The organism is Azospirillum sp. Marseille-Q6669, from assembly GCF_965111635.1.
The window spans coordinates 938,484-960,528 of record NZ_CBCOOP010000002.1; the positions used below are offsets into that span (position 1 = coordinate 938,484).

20 protein-coding genes are annotated in these 22,045 nt (G+C 70.2%); 5 read left to right on the forward strand and 15 right to left on the reverse strand.

The window, feature by feature from the left end; all coding sequences use genetic code 11:
* Positions 1 to 74: 74 nt before the first annotated feature.
* Complete coding sequence (locus tag ACWPXE_RS15695; RefSeq protein ID WP_454018567.1) at positions 75 to 557, reverse strand: GNAT family N-acetyltransferase; 483 nt, start codon at positions 555 to 557, stop codon at positions 75 to 77.
* Positions 558 to 677: 120 nt separating this feature from the next.
* On the opposite strand from ACWPXE_RS15695, the gene cysQ reads away from it, so the two are divergent.
* The gene (gene cysQ, locus ACWPXE_RS15700; RefSeq protein ID WP_454018568.1) at positions 678 to 1,451 is read left to right on the forward strand and encodes a 3'(2'),5'-bisphosphate nucleotidase CysQ; all 774 of its coding nucleotides are present in this window, start codon (positions 678 to 680) and stop codon (positions 1,449 to 1,451) included.
* Complete coding sequence (locus ACWPXE_RS15705; protein WP_454018569.1) at positions 1,445 to 2,242, forward strand: ferritin-like domain-containing protein; 798 nt, start codon at positions 1,445 to 1,447, stop codon at positions 2,240 to 2,242. The genes cysQ and ACWPXE_RS15705 overlap by 7 nt, the downstream gene beginning before the upstream one ends.
* A gap of 50 nt (positions 2,243 to 2,292) precedes the next feature.
* Here ACWPXE_RS15705 and ACWPXE_RS15710 read toward each other — a convergent pair whose 3' ends face one another.
* The 5 genes from ACWPXE_RS15710 to ACWPXE_RS15730 form a co-directional block, all read right to left on the reverse strand.
* Positions 2,293 to 2,682: a DUF6285 domain-containing protein gene (locus ACWPXE_RS15710; protein ID WP_454018570.1), complete on the reverse strand. Its 390-nt coding sequence runs from the start codon at positions 2,680 to 2,682 to the stop codon at positions 2,293 to 2,295.
* Positions 2,682 to 3,785: a phosphotransferase family protein gene (locus ACWPXE_RS15715; protein WP_454018571.1), complete on the reverse strand. Its 1,104-nt coding sequence runs from the start codon at positions 3,783 to 3,785 to the stop codon at positions 2,682 to 2,684. The genes ACWPXE_RS15710 and ACWPXE_RS15715 overlap by 1 nt, the downstream gene beginning before the upstream one ends.
* Before the next feature lie 4 nt (positions 3,786 to 3,789).
* A complete protein-coding gene (locus ACWPXE_RS15720; RefSeq protein WP_454018572.1) occupies positions 3,790 to 4,986 on the reverse strand; it encodes an acyl-CoA dehydrogenase family protein in 1,197 nt (398 codons plus the stop codon).
* 32 nt (positions 4,987 to 5,018) lie between these two features.
* Positions 5,019 to 5,780 carry an SDR family NAD(P)-dependent oxidoreductase gene (locus ACWPXE_RS15725; protein ID WP_454018573.1) on the reverse strand — a complete coding sequence of 254 codons (762 nt, stop codon included), beginning with the start codon at positions 5,778 to 5,780 and terminating at the stop codon, positions 5,019 to 5,021.
* Positions 5,781 to 5,919: 139 nt separating this feature from the next.
* On the reverse strand, positions 5,920 to 7,554 hold the full coding sequence (locus ACWPXE_RS15730) for an acyl-CoA synthetase (RefSeq protein ID WP_454018574.1): 1,635 nt from the start codon (positions 7,552 to 7,554) through the stop codon (positions 5,920 to 5,922).
* Positions 7,555 to 7,793: 239 nt separating this feature from the next.
* On the opposite strand from ACWPXE_RS15730, the gene ACWPXE_RS15735 reads away from it, so the two are divergent.
* On the forward strand, positions 7,794 to 8,504 hold the full coding sequence (locus tag ACWPXE_RS15735) for a Crp/Fnr family transcriptional regulator (RefSeq protein WP_186452934.1): 711 nt from the start codon (positions 7,794 to 7,796) through the stop codon (positions 8,502 to 8,504).
* A 23-nt stretch (positions 8,505 to 8,527) separates the two neighbouring features.
* On the opposite strand, the gene ACWPXE_RS15740 is transcribed toward ACWPXE_RS15735, so the two are convergent.
* The 3 genes from ACWPXE_RS15740 to ACWPXE_RS15750 form a co-directional block, all read right to left on the reverse strand.
* Positions 8,528 to 11,113 carry an SUMF1/EgtB/PvdO family nonheme iron enzyme gene (locus tag ACWPXE_RS15740; protein WP_454018575.1) on the reverse strand — a complete coding sequence of 862 codons (2,586 nt, stop codon included), beginning with the start codon at positions 11,111 to 11,113 and terminating at the stop codon, positions 8,528 to 8,530.
* Between the two features lie 145 nt (positions 11,114 to 11,258).
* Positions 11,259 to 13,079 carry a CHASE2 domain-containing protein gene (locus ACWPXE_RS15745; protein WP_454018783.1) on the reverse strand — a complete coding sequence of 607 codons (1,821 nt, stop codon included), beginning with the start codon at positions 13,077 to 13,079 and terminating at the stop codon, positions 11,259 to 11,261.
* An 86-nt stretch (positions 13,080 to 13,165) separates the two neighbouring features.
* Positions 13,166 to 14,347 (reverse strand): DUF4384 domain-containing protein, encoded by a 1,182-nt coding sequence (locus ACWPXE_RS15750; protein ID WP_454018576.1) that lies wholly within the window; start codon positions 14,345 to 14,347, stop codon positions 13,166 to 13,168.
* A 356-nt stretch (positions 14,348 to 14,703) separates the two neighbouring features.
* On the opposite strand from ACWPXE_RS15750, the gene ACWPXE_RS15755 reads away from it, so the two are divergent.
* Positions 14,704 to 14,928: a DUF1150 family protein gene (locus ACWPXE_RS15755; RefSeq protein ID WP_454018577.1), complete on the forward strand. Its 225-nt coding sequence runs from the start codon at positions 14,704 to 14,706 to the stop codon at positions 14,926 to 14,928.
* 154 nt (positions 14,929 to 15,082) lie between these two features.
* Here ACWPXE_RS15755 and ACWPXE_RS15760 read toward each other — a convergent pair whose 3' ends face one another.
* From ACWPXE_RS15760 to ACWPXE_RS15780, 5 genes are all read right to left on the reverse strand, one after another.
* Positions 15,083 to 15,337: a hypothetical protein gene (locus ACWPXE_RS15760; protein ID WP_454018578.1), complete on the reverse strand. Its 255-nt coding sequence runs from the start codon at positions 15,335 to 15,337 to the stop codon at positions 15,083 to 15,085.
* Positions 15,338 to 15,430: 93 nt separating this feature from the next.
* Positions 15,431 to 16,309: an OmpA family protein gene (locus ACWPXE_RS15765; RefSeq protein WP_454018579.1), complete on the reverse strand. Its 879-nt coding sequence runs from the start codon at positions 16,307 to 16,309 to the stop codon at positions 15,431 to 15,433.
* Positions 16,310 to 16,435: 126 nt separating this feature from the next.
* Entirely contained in the window at positions 16,436 to 18,001 is a 1,566-nt protein-coding gene (locus ACWPXE_RS15770; protein WP_454018580.1) for a DUF4384 domain-containing protein, read from the reverse strand.
* A 75-nt stretch (positions 18,002 to 18,076) separates the two neighbouring features.
* Positions 18,077 to 18,652 (reverse strand): DUF4399 domain-containing protein, encoded by a 576-nt coding sequence (locus ACWPXE_RS15775; RefSeq protein WP_454018581.1) that lies wholly within the window; start codon positions 18,650 to 18,652, stop codon positions 18,077 to 18,079.
* 44 nt (positions 18,653 to 18,696) lie between these two features.
* Positions 18,697 to 19,146, reverse strand: a complete 450-nt coding sequence (locus ACWPXE_RS15780; protein WP_454018582.1) for a DUF4399 domain-containing protein — start codon at positions 19,144 to 19,146, stop codon at positions 18,697 to 18,699.
* A 245-nt stretch (positions 19,147 to 19,391) separates the two neighbouring features.
* On the opposite strand from ACWPXE_RS15780, the gene ACWPXE_RS15785 reads away from it, so the two are divergent.
* Positions 19,392 to 20,858 (forward strand): cyclic nucleotide-binding domain-containing protein, encoded by a 1,467-nt coding sequence (locus ACWPXE_RS15785; protein WP_454018583.1) that lies wholly within the window; start codon positions 19,392 to 19,394, stop codon positions 20,856 to 20,858.
* Between the two features lies 1 nt (position 20,859).
* Here the strand turns inward: ACWPXE_RS15785 and ACWPXE_RS15790 are convergent, their stop codons facing one another.
* Positions 20,860 to 22,029: a DUF2336 domain-containing protein gene (locus ACWPXE_RS15790; protein ID WP_454018584.1), complete on the reverse strand. Its 1,170-nt coding sequence runs from the start codon at positions 22,027 to 22,029 to the stop codon at positions 20,860 to 20,862.
* Between the last annotated feature and the right edge of the window lie 16 nt (positions 22,030 to 22,045).

Genomic DNA, 22,045 nt, shown 5'->3' on the forward strand with positions numbered 1-22,045 from the left:
CAACTTGCCGCAAATCGAATCCCCGCCCAACGCGATAAATACAATTTTCGGCAAATTACCACAGAAGCGCCGGATCAGCCTTTTACCGGCTTCGTCATGTAAGTCATGCCGCCACCGTAGGAGGCCAGCTTGGCCGCCAGCCCGGCCCCACCTTCATGAGGAAAAAATCCTTGCGCGTCCCAGAAGGCCCGCGCGCCGGGGGTGGAGGTCAGGGCCAGCCAGGGAAACCCCTGCCGCGCCGCCAGCGCGTTCATGCGCTCCAGGGCGGCGACTCCCAACCCCAGCCCCCGTGCCGCGGGCAGCAGAGCGACGTCGTGCAGATAGAGGCAGTCCGGCACCGCCGGCAGCGCGCCGAGCGACGAATCGAGCGGCGGCGGAACGCCCAGCCGCCCCGGATGCATGACGATATAGCCGACGCCGAGTCCATCCGCCTCCGCTATGGCGCAGCCCTCCGGGTAGAGGGCCAGACGCTCGGCGAAGACGGCGCGGTCTTCCGGGTAATCGGGGTGCACGATCTCGGCGATGGCCATCACACGGTCCAAGTCCGTCGCTTCCATGGCGCGCCATCCCGCGTTCATCCGCATTCTCCCATCCTTCCCGCCCTTTCAAGCCTTCCAGCCCAGCATCCGGGCGCGCTATGGTGACCGTTCGCACACCAGCCGACCGGAGGACCACCCATGACCGACACCGCCGCGGCGAGCCTGCTGCCCAAGGTGCGGACCATCGCCCACGAAGCGGGTCAGGTGATCCTGCGCTTCTACAACGACGGCATCGACGCCGCCACAAAGGTCGACGGCAGTCCGGTCACCCAGGCCGATCTGGCCGCCGAGCATGTCATCACCCCGGCCCTGCACCACATTGCCCCCGGCATCCCGGTGGTGGCGGAGGAGGCCGTGGCCGCCGGGCACCGGCCGGACATTTCCGGCGGACGCTTCTGGCTGGTCGATCCGCTGGACGGCACCAAGGAATTCATCAGCCGCAACGGCGAGTTCACCGTCAACATCGCCCTGATTGAAGGCGGGCATCCGGTTCTGGGCGTCGTCTACGCGCCGGCCACGGGCGATCTCTACGCCGCCTGCGGAGCGGGCACCGCCGTCCATTGGGTGGAAGGCCGCCATGACTATCCGATCCAGGTCCGCAAGCCGCCCCCCGACGGCCTGACCGTGGTCGCCAGCCGCTCCCACGGCAGCGGCAGCGAAATGGAGAGCTTTCTGGCCGGCTATACGGTGAAAAACCGGGTGACCTGCGGCAGTTCCTTGAAGTTCTGCACGGTGGCGTCGGGCAAGGCCGACCTCTACCCCCGCTTCGGCCCGACCAGCGAATGGGACACCGCCGCCGGCCACGCCATCCTCGCCGCCGCCGGCGGGCGGGTGGAGCAGCCCGACGGCTCGCCCTTTCTCTACGGCAAGGCCGACATCCTGAACCCCCATTTCGTTGCGTATGGATGGTGACGACTCTGTGTGAGGCGGCTGTCGCGGTTCTGACCACCGCGGCGCCGCTGGAGAAGGTGCGCATGACGCGGGATTACGCCGCGGCGTGGCGCGACGGACGCATCACCGGGTTCGGCGCGCTGGTCCCGCCGGAGCGCCCCGCCCGTCCGGAGCGCCCCCCGCTGATGCTGCCCCGCGACATGCCCAAGCGCGGGCGCGGCGGCAGTGCGCAGAACCGCGTCGCCCTGCTGCACGCGCTGGCCCACATCGAGCTGAACGCCATCGACCTCGCCTGGGACATCGTGTGCCGCTTCGTCGGCGAGGGGATGCCCAAGGGATTCACCGACGACTGGGTGCAGGTCGCCGACGACGAGGCCCGGCATTTCCAGATGCTGGAGGAGCGGCTGAACCAGCTCGGTTCCGGCTATGGCGAGTTGCCGGCCCATGACGGGCTGTGGCAGGCCGCGACCACCACCGCCCACGACCTCGCCGCCCGGCTGGCCGTGGTGCCGATGGTGCTGGAGGCGCGCGGGCTCGACGTGACCCCTGAAACCGTCCGCCGCCTGGGCGAATTCGGCGACGCGGAGAGCGCCGCCCTGCTCCAGATCATCCACGACGAGGAGATCACCCACGTCGCCGCCGGACGCCGCTGGTTCGGCCATCTCTGCGCCAAGCGCGGCGTGGACCCGGTGGAGACGTGGCAGGATCTGGTGAAGCGGTATTTCCGCGGCGGCCTGAAGAAGCCCTTCAACGTGACCAGCCGCCAAGCCGCCGACTTCGGCCCGGAATTCTACGAGCCGATCGCGGAGTGACGCCCGTATCGTTCGCGCCCCTCTCCCGTGTCTGGAGAGGGGCGGCTGATTCACCCCCGCAGCAGCTTCGGATTGGCGATGCCCAGCCGGGCCTGGACGATCTCCTCCAGGCATTCCATCAGCACGTCCTGGCCGTCGTGATCGAAGTCGCCCGCGGCGATCTCGATGCACAGCCGGTGCTGAAGTGCCTCCACCCGCTGGCGTAGGTCGGCGCCGGACAGGCTGTCGTCGGCGTCCTCGCCGTAGAGCAGGGCCAGCGCCGCCAGCATGGCGTGGCCGGCCTCGTCCGCGCCGGCCAGTTCGCGCTGCACGATGCCGAGTGCGTTGGCGATCATCAGCGCCGTGTAGCGCTGGGCCGGTGGAATGTGGGGAAGCAGGTCGGTGCGGAAGGTCTCCGCGACGATGCTCAGCAATTCCTGGGCGTCGAGGCTGGTGCGCATCAGGCGACCCTTTCTTCGCCGGCATCGCCGGACGGTTCGGCACCGACCGCCGCCGGGGCGGAGACCGTCAGCCCCAGCCCATGGATGTGGCGCAACAAGTCCAACTCGATCTCCGGCAGCATCCGCCCGGTCAAAGCCAGCTCCAGCGACGGCTCCTCGCCGGAGGTATGGCGGCGCTCCTGCAGGACCGCGATGGCCGCCCAGCGCATGTAGGCGGCGGTTTCCCAATAGGCGACCGCCTGCGGGTCCACCCGGCGGCCCGACGTCTCCTCATAGCCGGCGTAGAAATCCTCCCGCCCGGCCAGCCCACCCGCCTCGCGGTCGTGGCGCCCGAACCGCCAGGAGCGGGCGCAGAACCAGCCCAGATCCTCCATGGGATCGCTGAATCCCGCAAACTCCCAATCCAGGATAGCGGTCAGCCCGCCGTCCTTCACCAGATAGTTCCCGGTGCGGTAGTCGCGGTGGCACAGCACCAGATCGCCCGGCGGCGGCGCGTGAATCTCCAGCCAGCGCAGGCCCCAGGCCAGAACGGCGTCGCGCAGCGCCAGATCGCCCAGCCAGTCGCGGTAGGCGTGGACGCAGTCGAGCGCCGGCGATGCGGCCGGCACCGGCAGGTCCTCCAGCCCCGGCGTGTCCGGCCCGGCCTTGTGCAGGCGGCCCAACTGCCGGCCAAGCTCGCGGGCGAGGCCGCGCTGCGGTTGGTCGGCCTTCACCACCTTGTGCCCGGCCCCGATGCCCTCGGCGCGGCGCATGATGTAGAAGTCGGCGCCGAGAACCGCCGGGTCGCCGCAGGCGGCGATGGGTTCCGGCGCCGCCACCCCGGCGCCGAAGGCGGCGCGCAGCACGGCGAACTCCTGCGCCTTGGAAATGCTGGCCTTCATGCCGGACGCCGTTGCACCGCCGCCGGGCTGGGCACGCAACACGCAGGCGTGCCGACCGGCTTGCGGCCCGCCGTCGATGTCCAGAGTCACCGCAAGGTTGAGCGAGATGGCTCCCCCGCCGAGCGTGCCTTCGTCGGCCACCGACACGCGCGTCGCGCCGGTCGCCCCGGCCAGCCACGATTCCAGCCGCGGCCGGCTTTCCCCGTCGATCAGTGCGCCCATCCCATCACCCCCAGGCCCAGAAGCCGTCGCCCTCGTCCATGTAGAATCGCGCCAGGACCATCTTGTGGACCTCCGACGCCCCGTCCACCAGCCGGGCCTGCCGGGCGTAGCGGTACATCCACTCCAGCGCCGTGTCCTTCGAATAGCCCCTGGCCCCGCAGAGCTGGATGGCCGTGTCCACCGCCTTGTGCAGCGTGTCGGCGACATGGACCTTGGCCATCGACACCTCCTTGCGGGCGAAGTCGCCGCGGTCGAGCTGCCACGCCGCCTTCATGATCAGCAGCCGCCCGATCTCGATCTGCATGGCGACGTCGCCCATCATCCACTGCACGCCCTCGTGCCCGGCGAGCGTGGTGCCGAAGCTCTCGCGCTCGCGCACATAGGCGGCGGCGATCTCCATGGCCCGCTTCGACAGGCCGGTCCAGCGCATGCAATGGGTCAGCCGCGCCGGGCCGAGGCGGATCTGCGTCGCCTTCAACCCGTCGCCGATGTTCATCAGGACGTTCTCGTCAGAAACCTCCAGCCCGTCGAAGCGCAGTTCGCAATGACCGCCATGCTCCTCCGGCCCCATGATCGGGATGCGGCGGACGATCTCCCAGCCGGGCTGGTCCTTGTCGAACAGGAAGGCGGTCAGCCCCTTGCGCTTGTCGTCGGAGGTGCGGGCGATCAGGATGAAGTGCTGCGCCTCGCCCGCCCCGGTGATGAACCATTTGTGGCCGGAAATCACCCAGCGGTCGCCCTTCCGCTCCGCCCGCGTCTTCATCATCGAGGGGTCGGAGCCGCCGCCGGGATGCGGCTCGGTCATCACGAAGGCGGAGCGGACCGTGCCGTCGATGATGGGCTGGAGCCAGCGCTCCTTCTGCGCCTCGGTCGCGACCTTGTTGAGAAGCTGCATGTTGCCGTCGTCGGGGGCGGCGCAGTTGAAACAGACCGGCCCGAAGATGGAACGGTTCATCTCCTCATAGGCGGCGGCCATGCCAACGATGCCCAGCCCTTGTCCGCCACGCTCCTTCGGCATTTGCGGCGCCCACAGCCCGGCGGCCTTCACCTCCCCGTGCAGGCGCTCCAGCAGGGCGGGCGCGATGTTCTCATGCGCGTCGTAGGAGGCCGGGTCCGCTTCCAGCGGCAGGATGCGCTCCTCCACGAAGGCGCGCACGCGGCGGCGGAATTCCTCGATCGGCGGGGGCAGGCTGAAATCCATCGGTTCGGGTCCTCTCCGTCGTTTTTTCTTGATTACAAGGTGCTGACCAAGTGCCCGCCGTCCACCGGCACCACCGCTCCGGTCATGTAGGCCGACGCGTCGGAGCAGAGCAGCAGCAACGGCCCGTCGAGGTCCGCCAGCCGTCCCAGCCGCCGCTGCGGCACCCGCCGGATCAGCGCCTGCCCGGCGTCGGTCGCCAGGAAATCGCGGTTCAGGTCGGTTTCCATATAGCCGGGGGCCAGCGCGTTGACGCGGATGCCGTAACGCGCCCATTCCAGGGCCAGCGCCTGGGTCATCTGCACCAGCCCGGCCTTCGACGCGGTGTAGGCCACCACATGGCCGGCCACCCGCAGCCCGAGGATGGAGGCGATGTTGACGATCGACCCGCCCCGCCCCTGCTCCCTCATCACGCGCGCCGTCTCCTGCGCGGTGAGGAAGGCGCCCTTCAGGTTGGTGTCGATGACGCGGTCCCACTCCTCCTCCGCGTAATCCAGCGCGGGCTTGGCGACGGTGGCGCCGGCGTTGTTGATGAGGATATCCAGCCCGCCGAGCGCGCCCGCCGCCTCGCGGACGCCGGTGCGGACGGAGGCGGCGTCGGTGACGTCCAGCGGCACGGCGATGGCCTGCCCGCCTGCCGCTTCGATTTCGGCGACGGCGGCGTCCAGGCTCTCGCGCCGCCGCGCGGCCAGAGCGACGCGGGCGCCCGCCGCGGCCAGCACACCGGCGAAGTGGCGGCCCAGGCCGGCGGAGGCCCCGGTGACCAGGGCGGTGCGGTTGGTGAGGGAGAGGGTCATGGGGGTCCTGGATTTATGAAGGTGGGGTTCATGCGTCGGGCCCCCTCCCTGACCCTCCCCCGCTTCGCAGGGGAGGGAACGGCTCCTCCCCCTGCGCAGCGGGGGGAGGTTGGGAGGGGGGCCCGATGCGACCACTCCCTCACAACCCCCTCGCCTGCTCGCGCAACACGAACTTCTGGATCTTCCCGGTCGACGTCTTCGGCAGGCCCCCGAACACCACCGTCCGGGGCGCCTTGAAATGGGCAAGATGGTCGCGGCACCAGCCGATCACCTCGGCCTCGGTCACCCGCCCCTCCGATCCCGGCTTCAGCGTGACGAAGGCGCAGGGAGTCTCGCCCCATTTCGCATCGGGACGGGCGACGACGGCGGCCTCCATGACGTGGGGGTGCTTGTAGAGAACCTCCTCGACCTCCAGCGAGGCGATGTTCTCGCCGCCGGAGATGATGATGTCCTTGGCGCGGTCCTTGATCTCGACGTAGCGGTCGGGGTGCAGCACGGCGAGGTCGCCGGTGTGCAGCCAGCCGTCGCGCAACGCCTCGTCGGTCGCTGCGGGGTTCTTCAGGTAGCCCTTCATCACCGTGTTGCCGCGCAGCGCCAGCTCGCCCAGCGTCTCGCCATCGGCGGGCACCTCGCGGCCGGTGTCGGGGTCCAGCACGGTCTGCTCTGACATGGTGACGTTGGGCACGCCCTGGCGGGCCATCTTTACGGCCCGTTCCTCCAGCGGCAGGTCCGCCCAGCTCTCCTGCCACGCGCAGCCGGTGGAGGGGCCGTAGCATTCCGTCATGCCGTAGAGGTGGGTCAGGCGGAAGCCCATCCGCTCCATCCCCGCGATCACCGCGCTGGGCGGCGCGGCACCGCCGGTCGCCACCTGCACCGGGCCGTGGTCGAAGCCGCGCTTCACCGCGTCCGGCGCGTGGATCAGCATGGTCAGCACGACCGGCGCGCCGCAGAGGTGGGTGACCTTCTCCTCGGCGATCAGGCGGAAGATCGCCGTCGGGTCCACAGCGCGCAGGCAGACATGGGTCGCCCCGACCGCCGTCACCGCCCAGGGGTAGGTCCAGCCGTTGCAGTGGAACATGGGCAGCGTCCACAGATAGACGCTGTCAGGCCGCAGCCCGAAGGTGATGACGTTGCCGAGCGCGTTCAGATGGGCGCCGCGGTGATGGTACAGAACACCCTTGGGGTTGCCCGTGGTGCCGGAGGTGTAGTTGAGCGCGATGGACTCCCACTCGTCCTCGGGCGTCCGCCAGGGCGCCTCGGGATCGCCGGTCTTGAGGAAATCCTCATACTCCAGCTCGCCCACCGGGTCGGCGTCCTGCGCCGCCGGGTCGTCGATCCACACCACCCGCGGCGGGGCCGCCATGCGCTCCAGCGCGGCGCGGGCCACCGCGGACAGGCCGCGGTCCACCAGGAACAGGCGGCTTTCGGCGTGCTCCAGGATGAAGGCGACGGCGGGCGGGTCGAGGCGCGTGTTGATGGCGTTCAGCACCGCCCCGGCGCCGGGGATGCCGAAATGCGCCTCCAGCATCGCCGGGGTGTTGAAGGCCAGGACGGACACCACCTCCCCCGGCAGGACGCCGGCCCGGCTCACCGCGGAAGCCAGCGCGCGGGCGCGGCGCTCCACCTCCGCCCAGCTCCGCCGCAAGGGGCCGTAGACCACGGCGGTCTTGTCCGGATAGACCATCGCGGAGCGGCGCAGGAAATCCAGCGGCGTCAGCGGCACATGGTTGGCCGTGCGCCTGGATAGGTCTGCGGACGGAGTGGTGGCGCCCACGCTCGTCTCCTTCCCTGTTCTGCAGTCCCGGATTCAGGGCCGGCACCTCATACCGGGCGCCTTGCTGACGATGGTAGTCACGAACCATTGGGCAGAACAAGATTCACCTTTGGTCGGTCCCTTCCCCTATGCCCGCAAGAACGTGGCAGGGACGGGCGAGCGCGTTACCGCCTCTGGCGCTGCGGTTGCAAGCCCTCCGCCCGCTACACTGTCTGGCATCGAGCCGTATGGGGGCGACCATGACGACGGTGCGAATCGCGTTCGACAAGGAACTGGTGCTGTCCGGGCATTTCCTGCTGAAGCATCTGGAGAAGCCGGAGTTGCAACGCCTCGCCGCCAGCGCCCGGCTGGCCTATTTCCGGCCCGGCGCGGTCATCTTCCAGAAGGGCGACCCTGGCGACAGCATGATGGCGGTCATCCGCGGGCGGGTGAAGATCTGCTCCCACTCCACCGACGGCAAGGAGCTGGTGCTGAACATCATCAACAAGGGCGGCCTGTTCGGGGAGATCGCCCTGCTCGATGGCGAGCCGCGGACCGCCGACGCCGTGGCGCTGGAGGAGACCGACCTCCTGGTGCTCGACCGCTCGAAGTTCGTGCCGCTGCTCAACGAGCGTCCGGCGGTCGCGCTCCAGCTCATCACCGTACTGTGCAAGCGGCTGCGCCAGACCAGTGAGCATCTGGAGGACACGCTGTTCCTGGAGGCGTCGTCGCGCTTCGCCCGCGCGCTGATGCGCCTGGCCGATGTGTTCGGAAAGCCGGCACCGGGCGGGTTGAAGCTGGACATCAAGCTGTCGCAGCAGCAGCTTGGATGTCTGGTGGGCGTCTCGCGGGAAAGCATCAACAAGCTGCTCGGCGAATGGCAGCGCAACGGCGTGATCGCCATGGAGTCCGGGCGGATCACCCTGCTCGACCGCAATGCGCTGGAGGAGATCGCCGAGGCGAATGGGTGAATGGTCGTTTCGGACCCCACCCCTCAATTTAACTCTCTCAACACCCTCACCCCGTTGTTCAGGTACCGCACGTCGGGATCGTAGAACAGCCGCGCCGTGTCGGTGATGTCAGCCAAGCCGCCCCGCCAGGACCCGCCGCGCAGCACGCGCTCCCGGCAGTTGGCCGGGGTCCAGGCGCTGCCGTCCGTCGGCGCGCCCGCATAGTCCGCGTGCCAGCAATCGGCGACCCACTCCGCCACCCCGCCGTTCATGTCGTGCAGCCCGAAGGGGTTCGGCTTGTAGCTGCCGACCGAGGCCGGGGTGAGCCGCTCCTGCGCCCCGCCGCAGTCCTTGCAGTTGGCGAGCGTTCCCGTCTGACCGTCCCACCAGTAGCGGCCAGTCGTGCCGCCGCGCGCCGCGTATTCCCACTCCGCCTCGGACGGCAGGCGGTAGCGCTGGCCGGTCTTTTGGCTCAGCCACTTCACATAAGCCTGGGCCTCCAGCCAGGAGATGTTGTGGATCGGGGTGCTGTCGGTGGGCTTGGTCATGCGCGGCATGCCGCCGGTGCAGCCGCCACCCTCGACGCAGGCGCGCCACTCGGCCACCGTCACCTCGTAAGCGCCGAGCGCGAAGGGCTTGGCGATGGTGACCTTGTGCACCGGACGCTCCGAGCGGTCGCCCTGGTCGCTGCCCATGCTGAAGCTGCCGGGTGCGATCCGCACCATCACCGGACAGGCCGGGCAGTCCTGGAAGCTGGCCGACCGGCTGTGGTTGCGCACCGCGCTGTTCCCATTGCCATTCGGGGGCGCTGCGGCCACCTGCTCCGGCGCTGGCACGGGCTGCGGCGATGTCGGTGGGGGCGGCGCCGGTGGGGGCGGTGCCGCCGCCTCGACCACTGGAGCCGGGGGCGGGACCGGAGGAGGAGCCGATTGGGCCGGTGGCGGCGGCCGAGCCGATGCGACCTCCGGCGGCTTGGCGGAGGGGGTGAGCGCGCCCAGCTTCTCGCGCGCCGGCTTGGCGTAGGTGCCGCTGCCGAACAGGCGCAGGAAGGCCTCGAAGTCGGCGGGCTCGCGGCTGCCCTTGACCATCTGCCACAGCGATTCCTCAAGCGCCGGCGCGGCCGGAGCGGCGCCCGGCGGGGCGATCTCCAGCGTCACCGTGCCGGTGGCCTTGCCGCCCTTGCCGTCCTCCACCTGATAGGTGAAGGCACCGGCGGCTCCCGCCCGCTCCTGCTCCGGGTCGAAGGTCAGCCGGGTCAGCCCCTCGGCCGGCAGGCGGTCGCCAGGGCGGATCAGGGTGGCGCCATCGCGCACCTTGCCGCGGTCGGGCACGGCGGTGACGGTGATGGTCAGCGGGTCGCCGTCGGGGTCCACCGGCGCCTCGATGGCCAAGCGATTCGGCAGGGCGCGGATGGTGCGCGCGCCGGCCACCACCGGCTCACGGTTGCTCGGCTTGATGGTGATCGCCACGCCGCCCCGCGCCACGCCGCCCCGCCCGTCCATGATCGCGAAGTCGAAGCGCCCGGCATTCCCAACGACGGTCGCGTCCGGCTTGAAGCTGGTGGCGGCGAGTTGCTCCACGGTCAGGTAGTCGCCGATCAGCACGATGCGGTCGCCGATGCGCACGCTGCCGCCGCGCGGCAGGCCGGAAATCTGGGCGAAGAGCTGGTCGTCGTCGGGATCGGTCGGGCGCCCGATGCGCAACGGCTCGGCGTCGGCGCGGTCGGACAGCTCCAGCGGGCGGATCTCGCCGAGCACCGGCGGCCGGTTCGGCGGGCGCGGGTTGAAGTAGAAGGGCGCCGCCCCCAGCGAACCAAAGATGTAAGGCTCCTGCCGCCCGTTGGTCGCCTGCCGCACGGTGTCGCGCACGTTGCGGAAGAACAGGCTCAGCTCCAGCCCCGGCGTCTGGAGATGCTGGAGCAGCGCGTCGGTGTAGGGGCTGTGGTCGCCCTGCCCGTCCTCGGCCAGCTGGTCGGCGCGGGTGGCCATGGCGACCAGCGTGTCGCTGGGCGTGTCGTCGACGCGGGCGAAGCCGTAATTGACCTGGATGCGGTTCTGTCCGGCCTGCTTCAGCCGATCCACGAAGGGGTTGTTGCGGCAGGAATCGAGCATCAGGATGCCCAGCTTGCGCGCCTGCGACAGCTCGCCCATCATCAGATTCAGCGGCATCGCCTCGTAGACGAGGTCGCGCTCGCGCTCCAGCCTGGCGTCGGCCGGGACGATGTAGTTGTTGCCGCCCACCTGGATGCCGTGCCCGGCGTAGAAGATCACCGCCACGTCGGCCTGCGAGGCGCGGATGCCGAAGTCGCGCAGCGCCCGCTCGAAGCTGCGGTTGTCCATGTCGAACTTCTCGTCCACGTCGAACTGAAGCGTGCGCAGGGCCTCGGCGATGGCCTTGGCGTCGTTGACCGGGTTCTGGAGTTCGGGGGCGAACTCGTACTTGCCGATGCCGACGACCAGCGCGATGCGCTTCTCCGGGGACTGGGAGGCCTGGGCTGGTGGAGATTGAGGGGGAGAGGATTGGGCGGCCGCGCGTGGAGCCCATCCGAAGAGGCCCAGCAACAGCAGGACGAGGGCGAGCGACCAGAGGTCCCTGCCCAAACGAAGCTGCGTCGAGTGTCCGTCGAACATCGGCCGGCTCCATGGTGGGAAGGCGGTTGCGCACCCCATACCCGGCACCCGTCGGCATAAAATTGCCAATTAGCCGATCTTAATATTTCGATTCCTGCGCACCAAGCGTTCATTCAGCCTAATCCCGAATACGGAGAATGGGTGATTACTCCCCAGCCTCCGCAGCGGGCCGCACCTCCTCCCCCTCCCGGTCGAGGACCAGCCAGGCGCGCACCGCCTTGCGCTTGCCCTTCAGCGCCATCTCGCCCACCGGCAGTCCGGCCACCGTGCCCTGCACCGCCGTCCAGGTCGGTTCCCCGATGACGATCCGGCAATGGGGGGAGGAGCGCATGGCCACCGTCTTGCCCAGCGCCTCCAGCCGGGCCGCCGTATTGGCGGTGTCGCCGAGCAGCGAATATTCCATGTGCCGCAGCCCGCCCAGGCTGCCCGCCACCAGCGGACCGGTGTGGATGCCGACGCGGATGCCGATGGCCGGCAGCCCCTCCGCCTGCCAACGCTTGTTCAGCTCCCGAAGCTCCCGCCCCATCTGGATGGCGCAGCGCACGGCGCGCTCGGCGTCGGCGTCGATCTCCGCCTGGGTGGTGCGGGCGACGGGGGCGCCGAAGACCGCCAGGATGGCGTCGCCGATGAAGCGCAGAACGATCCCGTCATGGGCCGCCACCACCCGCACCATGGCGTCGAGATAGCCCTCCAGCCAGAGGATCAGCGGTTCCGGCTCCAGCGCCTCGCAGACGGTGGTGAAGCCTTCGATGTCGGAGAAGAAGACGGTGGCGGTCAGCTCCTGCGGGCGGGGGCGCCCGCCGGCCAGGAAGGTCGCGCGCTCCCGCCATATCTCGTCGGCGACGGGCTGGGAGACGTGGTTGGCGAACAGTTGCATCAGGCTGCGGCGGTCGGTGCGCTCCTTCAGCGACAGATGCGCGGTCATCGCGGCGATGCCGCCCAGCCAAGCCGCCGAGGGTGCCATCATCGCCACCAGCGGCCCGCCCTGGGCGAACAGCGCCAGCGCCGCCGCCCACAGGGCGAGCAGCCCGAGCAGGCTGGCCGGCACCAGCAGCCACACCGGCCAACCGGCCACCGCCAGCGCCACCCCGGCGGCACCCAGCACCAGCACCAGCGCGATGACCCCGCCGAAGGACAGGTCGCGGCTGGTCCGGCCGTCGAGGATCTGGGCCAGCGCGTGGGCCTGGATCTCCACCCCCGGCGTGGACAGGCCGGCGACCGACAGCGGCGTGCGGTGCTGGTCGACCCCGACCAGGACGGTGCCGACCACGGCGATCCGCCCGGCCAGCCAGCCGCGCGGCAGCATCCCCACCATGTCCGCCGGATAGGTCGGGAAGGGCGGCGCGTCCGGCGACGGGCGGGCGTGCCAGTCGATGCGGAAGGGCTCCTCCGGGACCGCCTTCCCTGCCATCCCCCCTGCCGCCCCCCCTGCCGCCCCTCCGGCAAGCTGGGCCATCCGCGCCGGGAAGCTGGGCAGTCCGTCCGGCCCGCGCGGCACATGCCAACGCACCGTGCCGTCCAGCCGGTCCTTGGCGAGGTTGGCGTGGCCGTGCGGAATGCCGCCGAGGAACCGCCCGAGATAACGGCGCTGCCCCTCCGTCAGCGCCGTGTCGCCGAGCGCCGTGATGGCGACCACCGGCACCTTTGCGCGCTGGATGCGCTGGCGCAACCGCTCGTCGAGTGCCGGCAGGGTCGGCTGGTCGAACAGGATGTCCAGCCCGATCGCCCGCACCCCCGCCGCCTCCAGCGTCCCCACCAGATCGGCGAGGAAGCCGCGGTCCACCGGCGACCGGCAGGCCAGCGTGGCGAACAGATCCTCTCCCAGCGTCACCAGCACGATGCCGGGATGCTGCGGGGCGGGCGGCGTGAAGTAGGCGATAGCGAGGTCGCGGAAGCTCTCATCGGCGGAGCGCAGGGGCGGCACCAAACGGGTCAGCCCCAGTGCCGCCGCCGACACGCCGACCACCGCGGCCAAGCCGACCAGTCCTTTGGCGAGCCACGGGGCTTTCGCCCAACCCGGCCTGCCCCCCGATGTCCCCAACGGCGGCGCCCTCACTCCACGCGCAGGATCACCTGCGCCATCACCAGTTCGGTCTGCTTCAGCGAGGCGAGTGTCCGCTCCAGCCGGGCCGCCGCCTCGTCGGACAGGGGCCGGAAGGCGTCCTGACGCCCTGGCAGGTCAGCGCCGAGATCGCGCCCGGCGGCGAAGCAGCGCACCTCCTGGTCGGCGGACAGGCTCCCCGACCGCTCCGCCGCGCGCAGCGGCACCGGCATGCGGTCGCCGGCCAGCGTCAGGGTGCGGTGCCCCTCCACCAGCGAACTGGCCGATGGGCCCGGCGGGTAGATCGGCGTCAGCTGGCCGCGCGTGTTGCGCAGGTAGCAGTAAAGGTGCGCGTCCCGGTTCGTCTGGAGCACCAGCGTCACCGCCTCCCCGGACCGGTAGGTCGGGTAGAGGCCTCGGTCGGTGGCGAGATAGAGGTTCAGCGGCGCCACGCTGTCCCGCACCGGGTCGAGCAGGGCCGCCGCCTGCGCGGCGCAGCCGGCGCCGGCCAGCCGGATGGCCAGCTCCGCGCCTTGTCCCGTCCCGATGCCATCTGCGGCGATCACGCGCAGGGTCAGGCTGTGGCGCACCCGCCCGTCCGGCCCGGCGACCGAGACGGCGGTGCCGTCGGTCATCGAAATCTCGCGCGGCCAGGGCACCGCGGCTCCCTTGTCCCAGCGCAGCGTGGCGGCCTCGCCCCCTCCCGCGCGCAGGGTGGCCGGGATCAGCGCCGGATCGGCGGGCTTGCGCAGCAGCACGGTGCCGCCGGACTTCACGCATTGGGTTCCGGCCCGGCCGGGGTCGAGGGTGAAGACCTGCTCCTCCCCCTTCTGCATCGGGGTTCCGACCGCGCGGGCGGCCCCCAGGTCGGTCTGGAAGAAGCGCTCCCCGCCGACGAGGCTGCCCACTCCGCCCCAACCCGAGGCGTCGGGCATGCGGTCGAGCGACCCGTCGAACGGTCCCTTGATCCGCAACATACGCCCGTTGGCGAAGAGGAACATGGCGTTGGCACCGTCCGGCACGGTGACCGCCGCGCCGTCGGGAACCAGTTGCCCCTGGGCGTAGCCGGGGGCAGTGGAGGCGACGACCACCGCCTGCTCCGCCGCCGCGCGGCCGGCGGTGAAGCCGACCGCTCCGACGGCGGCCAGCGTCAGGGCCGCCACCACGAGTCCGCTCAGGGTCCTGTGCGCCATGCTGGCCTCCACCGGCGGGGATCGCGGAATCATTGGCGTTTCCCGGACGCCTGTCCAGGCGGCGAAGGGGGAAGGACGGGGCTGCGGACCCGGCCCAAAGAAGGGCGGACGCCGTGAACGGACGAGCATGGTCGGACCTCCGAAATGATGCGCACCGGCCAAACCGCCGGCCCGTCGAGGCTAGACGGCGGAAGACGGCGGCCGCTGTGAGGCGCAGCACAAAGTTGCGCAGAAGTTGGGCACCCTCCAACGTACTGAGTGTGGCGGGCGCCACAGCGCGGCCCGGTCCAGCCCCTTAGAGTGCCGGGCAGGACCGGCGCCCCGTTGGTCCGCCCCAGCGCCCGAGGAGACCGACCATGACCGCCCGCCGCACCAAAGCCGATGTCGCCGAAGGTTTCGATGACCGCTTCGCCCGTCATGGAATCTTGGAGGTCGCCTATCTGCGGTCGGTGGAAATCGACGGCCTGCCCGCCTACGCCGTGTACGCCGCCAATGGCACCTGCCTGTGGCTGGACACCGACCGCGCATCGGCAGGGGCGACACTTCAGGAGCATGGGATGGAGCTGGTCAGCGTGCATTGAGAAAGCGGAGTTGATGGGGGCATTGCCCCCACCCTCCCCACGTCGTGGGTCCCCTCCCTCCCCGCTTCGCAGGGGAGGGACTTTTCGTGCGTGCAACGCCAATTCCCCCCTGCGAAGCGGGGAGGGTCAGGGTGGGGGCAATACTCCCCATTCATCATTCCTTCGGGCTCAACAGGCACGACGTCCGGTTCCGCGTCACGATGGCGAGGCTGTTCTCCGGCTCGCCGGCCCGGCGGAAGCGCAACGCGTTCAGTTGGCTGGCGACGCTGAGCGACAGGACGTTCAGATCCGTCTCATCGATGATCTTCTCGCCGTCCTGCCAGCACTGGATGCGCACGCGGCCCTTCGGGACCCCGACGTCGATCCCGCCGGGCTGCACGCCCGCGTCGCTGCTCTTCTTGCGGACCACCGTCGCGTCGGCGCCCCCCGACGAGGGGGAGCGCCGCGACCGCCACCAGGAGAAGGAGTTTCCGGACCATGGCGCGCCCTCCTTCCCGATCGATCACTGGATGGGCCGGAACTCGACGCGCCGGTTGCGGCTGTCGGTCGGGTCGGGGGTCAGCGGCTGGCTCTTGCCCAGGCCGGCGATGGCGATGCGCTGCGGCTCGATGTGGTGGACGCGCACCAGATACTCGCCCACCGACACGGCCCGTCGCTCGGAGAGGGCGAGGTTGTACTGCTCGCTTCCCACGGCGTCGGTGTGCCCCTCGATGACGAGGCGGAGCTGCGGGTCCTGCGACATCAGCCCACCGACCGCGTCGACGTAGGAATAGAACTCCTTCGGAACGTCGGCGGAGTTGAAGGCGAAGTTGATGCGGAAGCCGAAACCGTTGGTCGGCCGGCTCTCCGCCGGGGTTTCCGGCGCGGAGAGGGTGGCCGGCTGCACGCCGTTGGAGCGGCGCGGGGCGGCCGGCGGCGGGGCGACGGGCGGGGCCGCGGCTTCCTGAACGGGCGCGCGCTTGGGCTTCGGCTGTGGCGCCGGCTCCGCCACCGGGGCGGTCGGCGGGCTGTAGCTCGGCGGGCTGTAGCTCGGCTGCGGGGCCGCCTGCTGTTGAGCGGGCGCGCCGTAGTTCACGCTGTCGGTCGGACGCGGGCGGTTGGCGCTGTTCATGCCGCCGCCGATGATCTCGATGCTGCGGGTGCGGATCTTCGGCTGCTCGCTGCCGTCCGTCGCCGCCGGGCCGGGCTTCACCGCCTCGCGCAGCTCGTCCACGGTCGGCGGGCGCTCGAACATCATGACCCGGTTGCCGCCGGAGCCCTCGACGGTCTGCGCCCGCGCCGGGACGGCCATGCAGGCCAGGGCAATCATGGGCAGGGCCAGAACGGGAAGCGCCACGCCGTTCAGCCGTCGGGCGATGGTCTTGGAGGTCGGTCGCGGCATCGCTGGTCTCCCATGATTCGGCGCCATGATCTGGCGTGGTGTTCTGCTGCCCCTTCTTTACCCCCGTCCCCCACCCCCGCGCTGTGAGGCGGCCCACAACTGCCCGCTCTTACCGCTGCGCCGATCCTATCGTTGAGCCGACACGGCGGGCAGCACCTGCACCGCCATCTGCCGGCTGCGCACGTTGGTCCCCTGGATGCTGCCGTAGGCGCCCACCACATCCTCCAGCGTCGCGCCGGGGATGGGCTGAAGGTCCTCGGTCTTGTAGCGGTCGGCGATGCGCGTCCCGAGCTCGTCGGGCGAGACGACGCAGGCGATGGTCTCGGAGGCGCCGGGACGGTCCATGCGCAGGTTGAAGGGCTTCTGCGCTCCCGGCGGGACTTCCACCTGCTGGTTCGCCTGGACGAAGCTGTCGGGCTGGAAGCGGTTGGGGAAGATGCGGGCCACCGACCCGGCGGCGTCCTGGTAGTAGCAATAGACGAAGCCGTTGGCCGTCGGCTGCACCTTGACCACCAGAGCCTCCCCGGCACGGTAGCGCGGCTGCGGCCCGCGGTCGGAGCTGAGGACCAGATCGGGCGGCGCCCCGGCCGGCGCCGGCGTGGCGCGCGGCAACCCCTCCCCGCCCGCGTTCGACACCGATTGCAGGCGCGGCGCCCCCGGCCCCTTCTGGCCGCTGGGCTGGGCGAGCATGCGCTGATAGAGGTCGAAGTCGATGCGCCCCGTGGCGATCAGGTCGTTGTCCGCCTGATAGCGGGAAATCGCGTCGCGGGTGCGCTCGTCGAGCTGCCCGCTGTCCGATCCGTCGTAATAGCCCTCGGCCAGCAGGACGCGCTGGACGTAGGCGACGCGCTGGGACGGCGCCATGCCGTCGAACCAGTCGCGCGCCTGCCCGGCGAAGGCCGGGTTGGTCTGGTCGATGCCCAGGCACTGCCAGTAGGGGGTGCGGGTCATCTTGCCCAGCACCTCGATCGTGCTGAGTTCGATCAGCGTGCGCACCGCCTGATGCAGCCCTTCGGACTTGTTGAGCGAGACGTTGAAGGACAGGCCGGCCTTGCCGATCACCGCCCCGGCGTCCGCCCCTTTGCCCGACGAGATGATGGCGAGCGAATTGCTGGCCGACAGGCCGGGAATGATCTGGCGGGTCGCCAGCTCCCCGATGTTCAAATCCACCGAGATCACCGACATCACCTGATCGGCGGAGATGCCCAGGTCGAAGGTTGGCAGGGAGATGCCGGCGCTGGCCGCCTCGCTCACCACATTGTCGTCGAGTTGGGTGATGGCGCCGCGCACGTAGTAGGACGGCGCGCGGAAGTTCGGCTGCACCCCGATCATCCAGTAGAGCGCGTTCACGTCGTCCAGCGTCGGCTCGAAATCGACGAAGCGGAAGGCGTTCGACCGCTCCGACATGCGCGACACGGCGGTGATCAGCATCTCCTTGGTGCCGCCGGCCACCCGGCCCGTGGCGTCGGGGATGCCGTTGGAGGTGATGAAGATGTCGCGCTTGCCATGGTTCCACATCAGCGTGTCCATGCAGCGCAGCGCCTCGCTGAAGTTGGACACGGTGCGCACGGGCGGGGTCTTCGGCTTCTGGACCACGGTCGCCTGTTCGCCCGAAGTGACGCAGGCCCCCATCAGCAGGAGCGATGCGACGGCCGCCGCTCTCGCGACACCGGTGCGCCGGAGGAATCCCATGGTACCAAACCCCAAGGCCTCAAATCCCATGGCCTCACTCCCTGGACGTTCAGCGGACTGGATCAGCGGGCCAGATCAGCGGACCGACACGCGCGTGCTGTCGCCGCCCGGACGCACGGTGATGGTGATCTTCTTGGACAGGATCGGCGGGTCGTGCGGGATGTGCTCCGCATCGCCCAACAGAAGCTGAAGCGTGTGCCGGCCCGGCGGCAGCTCCAGATAGGTCTCCGTCTGGCCCTTGCCGAAATGGATGTAGTTGCGGTTGTTGGGGATCGGCTCGTCCATCGGCGGCAGGTCGGCGTCCACCAGCAGGTGATGGTGGCCGGTGTTGTTCTTGCGCACGCCCGCCGGGGCCACGCCGAAGTTGCGCAGCCCGAACCACACCTTGAAACGGCCCCTCACCACCTCGCCGTCGTTGGGCCAGCCGATGTAGATGTAGGCGTCCTTCGGCGCCGCCGTCCGCCCGGCCTGCGCCGCATCGGGGGTGGAGGGCGTGCTTTCGTGCTCGTGCCCGGGGCTGGCCGGCTGCTGCGTGTTGGTGGTGTCGGACAGCGGCTTGTCGAGCGGGTCGGCCTCCGGCGACGACTGCGCGGCGACCGGCCCGGCGGAGAGCAGGACGGCCAGAAGGACCGGGACGACGGTGCGCATCATGACTTCCTCCCTGTCGCGCTCCCGTTAGGGCACGATGGTTCCCGTTAGGGGACGATGATGGTGACCTTCTGCGACATGATCGGCGGGTCGTGCGGCACATGGTCCGCGTCGCCCAGGATCATCTGGAGCGTGTGCCGGCCCGGCGGCAGCTCCAGCCGCACCTCCGTCTGGCCGCCGCCGAAATGCAGCGACTGCTTGGTGTTCGGGATGGGTTCGTCGTAGGTGGCGAGGTCGGTGTCCACCAGCAGATGGTGGTGCCCGGTGTCCTCCTTGCGGATGCCAGCCGGGGCGATGCCCATGTTCTGCAAGCCCATGCGGACCCACAGCTTTCCACCGGAAATGGTGGTGCCGTTGGACGGCCACATGATGTAGGCGCGGGCACCCTCCGGCGCCTTCTCCCGTCCATTCGTGCTTTGGGCGTTTGCGCTTTGGGCCGACGCCGCGCCCGGCAACAGGAGCAGCGCGGCCGCCACGATCATGGCAGCATGAGGCATGGACACCTCGCTCTTCTGGCTCTTCTCTTTGGGAGCTTCAATCTTATGCTTGGTGGGCGGACAATGTTCGCGGTTTTTCGGACCTCATCCTTTCTCTCCCCACCCTCCGAATATTAAGGAGCGAAGGCGTTCACCAACCACCCCACTTTGCGCGAAGGCCGGGGCCGCTTCGCCTATTCCTATTTTGGGCTTGACGGTTGCGCTCGCGGTGCGAAGGTCACGGGGCAGGAGGTTGCCGATCCCGCATGCCCGATTCATCCCGCCTCGCCCCGCTTCCCGTCGGCCCCACCGGCGCGCCGTCGCGCCTCGGTTTCCGCCACCTGCTGGCCCCGGCGCTGCTGACACTCGGGGCGGCCGCTTTGGCCGGGCAGCGCCCCTGGCTGTCCGGCCACATCACGCCAATCGCCGGCGCCATGGTGGCGGACGCGCTGACCTCTCTGCTCGCCGTGGTGGCGTGGCTGGCGGCGGCGTGGCTGGGGTCGCGGGTCATCGACCTCGTGGTGGCGAGCCACCCCCGCGCCACGCCGATGCCGCGCCTGCTGACCGACCTGCTGCGCGCTCTGCTCTACGGGCTGGCGGTGCTCGGCATCCTGGCCTTCGTGCTGGGGCAGCCGGTGACCGGGCTGGTCGCCACCTCCGGCGTGGTGATCGCGGTGCTGGGCTTCGCGCTGCGCAACATGATCGCCGACATCTTCTCCGGCATCGCGCTGAACGTCGAGCATCCCTACCGCATCGGCGACTGGGTGGAGCTGACCCCCGGCGTTACCGGGCGGGTGGACGAGATCAATTGGCGGGCCACCCGGCTGGTCACGCTGGACGGCACGGCGCTGGTGGTGCCGAACGGGCTGGCCGCTGGCAACCGCATCACCAACTACAGCCAGCCCGGCACCGGCTTCCGCGCCGGGGTTCCGGTGACCCTCGACGCCGAGGTGCCGGTGGCCCGCGCCAAGCGGATCATCCTGTCGGCCATCGTCTGCTGCGACGCCGTCCCCACCGAGCCGCGGCCCGATGTGGTGGTGGACTCGATCACGCTGAACGGCGTCACTTATCAGGCGCGCTTCTGGGTGGCGGATTATTCCCGGTTGGCCGCCACCCGCGACGCCGTGGCGACCACCATCCTGGATCATCTGGCCCGCGCCGGTCTGGAGCCGGCCAGCCCCAAGCAGGAGATGCGCCGCCGCAGCAACCGCCCTCCGCCCTGTTCGGCACTGGGGCTGGGGCGGGACCTGCTGTCCCATGTGGATCTGTTCGCCGCCTTCCGCCCGGAGGAGATCGATGAACTGGCGTCCGGCATGCATCTGCGCCACGTCGCCGCCGGTGAGGCGGTGGTCCGCCAGGACGAGACCGGGACTTCCCTCTTTCTGGTGGCCGAGGGCGCGCTGGACGTGCGCGGGGCCTTCGGGGGGCGGACGCTCCTGCTCGACCACATGGGGCCGGGCGACGTGTTCGGGGAAATGTCGCTGCTGACCGGCCAGCCGCGCAGCGCGTCGGTGATTGCCAACACCGACGCCGTGGTCTACGAGCTGGACAAGGAAGCGCTCGACCCCGTCCTGCGCCGCCGTCCGGAGCTGGCCGCCCGGCTGGCCGACCTGATGGGACTGCGCCAGCGCCGCAACGACGCTCACCGCCGCGCCAGCGCCCCCACCGCCGTGACCCAGACGACGACCGAGCATGACCTGCTGGCCCGGCTGAAGACCTTCTTCAGCCTGTGACTCAGCTGTTCAGCGGAGAGAAAGGCATCCCCGCCTGCTCCAGCGCCTTTTCGATCACCTCCGCCGAGGTCTGGTCGAACAGTTGCAGCAGCAGGTCGTCGATCTCCCGGTCCTGGCTGTTGCCGCAGGCGTCGAACAGGGTGGCGATGGCCTCCGTCTGGAAGCGCTCGCGCCCCTCGTCGCCGCCGCGGTAGTCCAACGCCTTCGCCACCGCGATGGCAACGCGGAAGGGCTTAAGCAGGGTGAAGGACAGGCCCGCCTTGGCGAACAGCCCCTTCAGCGCATGCGGCCCGCCGTCCCAGGCGAGCTGACGGGCGTTCTCCGGCGGCAGGTTGGCGCGCACCGCGATCCCGGCGTCGAACAGCGCGATCTCCCCGGCGCACAGCGCGCGGAAGAGCAGCGGCGCCGACAGCCGCCCGCGGATCAGCAAATGCCGGGCGAGAAGCTCCACGTCCGCCTCGCGCGGGGTCAGCGGCTTCAGCAGAAGCAGGGTCGCCGCCTCCCGCGCCCGCTCCACCAGGACGCCGATCAGGCGGGGGTTGAGCCGGTGGCTGCGGATCAGCCGGTTGCGGATCTCCTCCGACACGAAGAGGATCAGTTTTTCCACCACCGCCGCCGACAGGTCGGGGCGCGCCGCCATGGCCTCGTTCACCGTGGCGACGCCGCCCCAGCGGTCCAGCACGCCGTGCAGGGACGGTTCCGGGATGACCGCCCCACGGTTGCGCAGAAGCTCGGTGATGACGATGACGTTGCCATTGCGCACCAGCGCGTCGGACACCGCGGGCGAGACGGAGCGGCGCCCGGCGATGGCCAGTTCCTTCGCCGGGCGCCGTTCGCGCAGGATGTCCAGGAGCAAGCCTTCGCTGAGCTTTTCCGCGTGGCGCAGGATGGGAAAGGCCACCCGGTCGACGTCGCGGGCCAGCTTCTCCGCCAGCCCCTCCGTCAGCAGGGAGGAGTTGTGGATCTGCCACGCCACCGCCTCGCGCACGGCGGTCACCGCGTCGGCGGCGAAGCGCTGCAGGATGTCCATGGCCAGCGCCCGCTCCGCCTCGGCGAGGTCCCCCGCCTCCAGGTCGCGCACCAGATGGGTCATGGTGTCGATGCGCGCCTGGGCGTCGGGCGCGGCCAGCAGGCGCTCGACATCCTTCTGGCTCAGGGACCGCTGTGACATGCGCTGGGTCTTCCGG

Bases quoted from the DNA above. Each gene is read 5' to 3' on its own strand.
- ACWPXE_RS15725 (WP_454018573.1), bottom strand. From the start codon at position 5,780: ATGACCCTCTCCCTCACCAACCGCACCGCCCTGGTCACCGGGGCCTCC.
- ACWPXE_RS15735 (WP_186452934.1), top strand. From the start codon at position 7,794: ATGACGACGGTGCGAATCGCGTTCGACAAGGAACTGGTGCTGTCCGGG.
- ACWPXE_RS15780 (WP_454018582.1), bottom strand. From the start codon at position 19,146: ATGCCTCATGCTGCCATGATCGTGGCGGCCGCGCTGCTCCTGTTGCCG.
- ACWPXE_RS15705 (WP_454018569.1), top strand. From the start codon at position 1,445: ATGGTGACGACTCTGTGTGAGGCGGCTGTCGCGGTTCTGACCACCGCG.
- ACWPXE_RS15740 (WP_454018575.1), bottom strand. From the start codon at position 11,113: ATGTTCGACGGACACTCGACGCAGCTTCGTTTGGGCAGGGACCTCTGG.
- cysQ (WP_454018568.1), top strand. From the start codon at position 678: ATGACCGACACCGCCGCGGCGAGCCTGCTGCCCAAGGTGCGGACCATC.
- ACWPXE_RS15775 (WP_454018581.1), bottom strand. From the start codon at position 18,652: ATGATGCGCACCGTCGTCCCGGTCCTTCTGGCCGTCCTGCTCTCCGCC.
- ACWPXE_RS15790 (WP_454018584.1), bottom strand. From the start codon at position 22,029: ATGTCACAGCGGTCCCTGAGCCAGAAGGATGTCGAGCGCCTGCTGGCC.
- ACWPXE_RS15755 (WP_454018577.1), top strand. From the start codon at position 14,704: ATGACCGCCCGCCGCACCAAAGCCGATGTCGCCGAAGGTTTCGATGAC.
- ACWPXE_RS15770 (WP_454018580.1), bottom strand. From the start codon at position 18,001: ATGGGATTCCTCCGGCGCACCGGTGTCGCGAGAGCGGCGGCCGTCGCA.
- ACWPXE_RS15765 (WP_454018579.1), bottom strand. From the start codon at position 16,309: ATGCCGCGACCGACCTCCAAGACCATCGCCCGACGGCTGAACGGCGTG.
- ACWPXE_RS15695 (WP_454018567.1), bottom strand. From the start codon at position 557: ATGGAAGCGACGGACTTGGACCGTGTGATGGCCATCGCCGAGATCGTG.
- ACWPXE_RS15785 (WP_454018583.1), top strand. From the start codon at position 19,392: ATGCCCGATTCATCCCGCCTCGCCCCGCTTCCCGTCGGCCCCACCGGC.
- ACWPXE_RS15715 (WP_454018571.1), bottom strand. From the start codon at position 3,785: ATGGGCGCACTGATCGACGGGGAAAGCCGGCCGCGGCTGGAATCGTGG.
- ACWPXE_RS15720 (WP_454018572.1), bottom strand. From the start codon at position 4,986: ATGGATTTCAGCCTGCCCCCGCCGATCGAGGAATTCCGCCGCCGCGTG.
- ACWPXE_RS15710 (WP_454018570.1), bottom strand. From the start codon at position 2,682: ATGCGCACCAGCCTCGACGCCCAGGAATTGCTGAGCATCGTCGCGGAG.
- ACWPXE_RS15750 (WP_454018576.1), bottom strand. From the start codon at position 14,347: ATGGCGCACAGGACCCTGAGCGGACTCGTGGTGGCGGCCCTGACGCTG.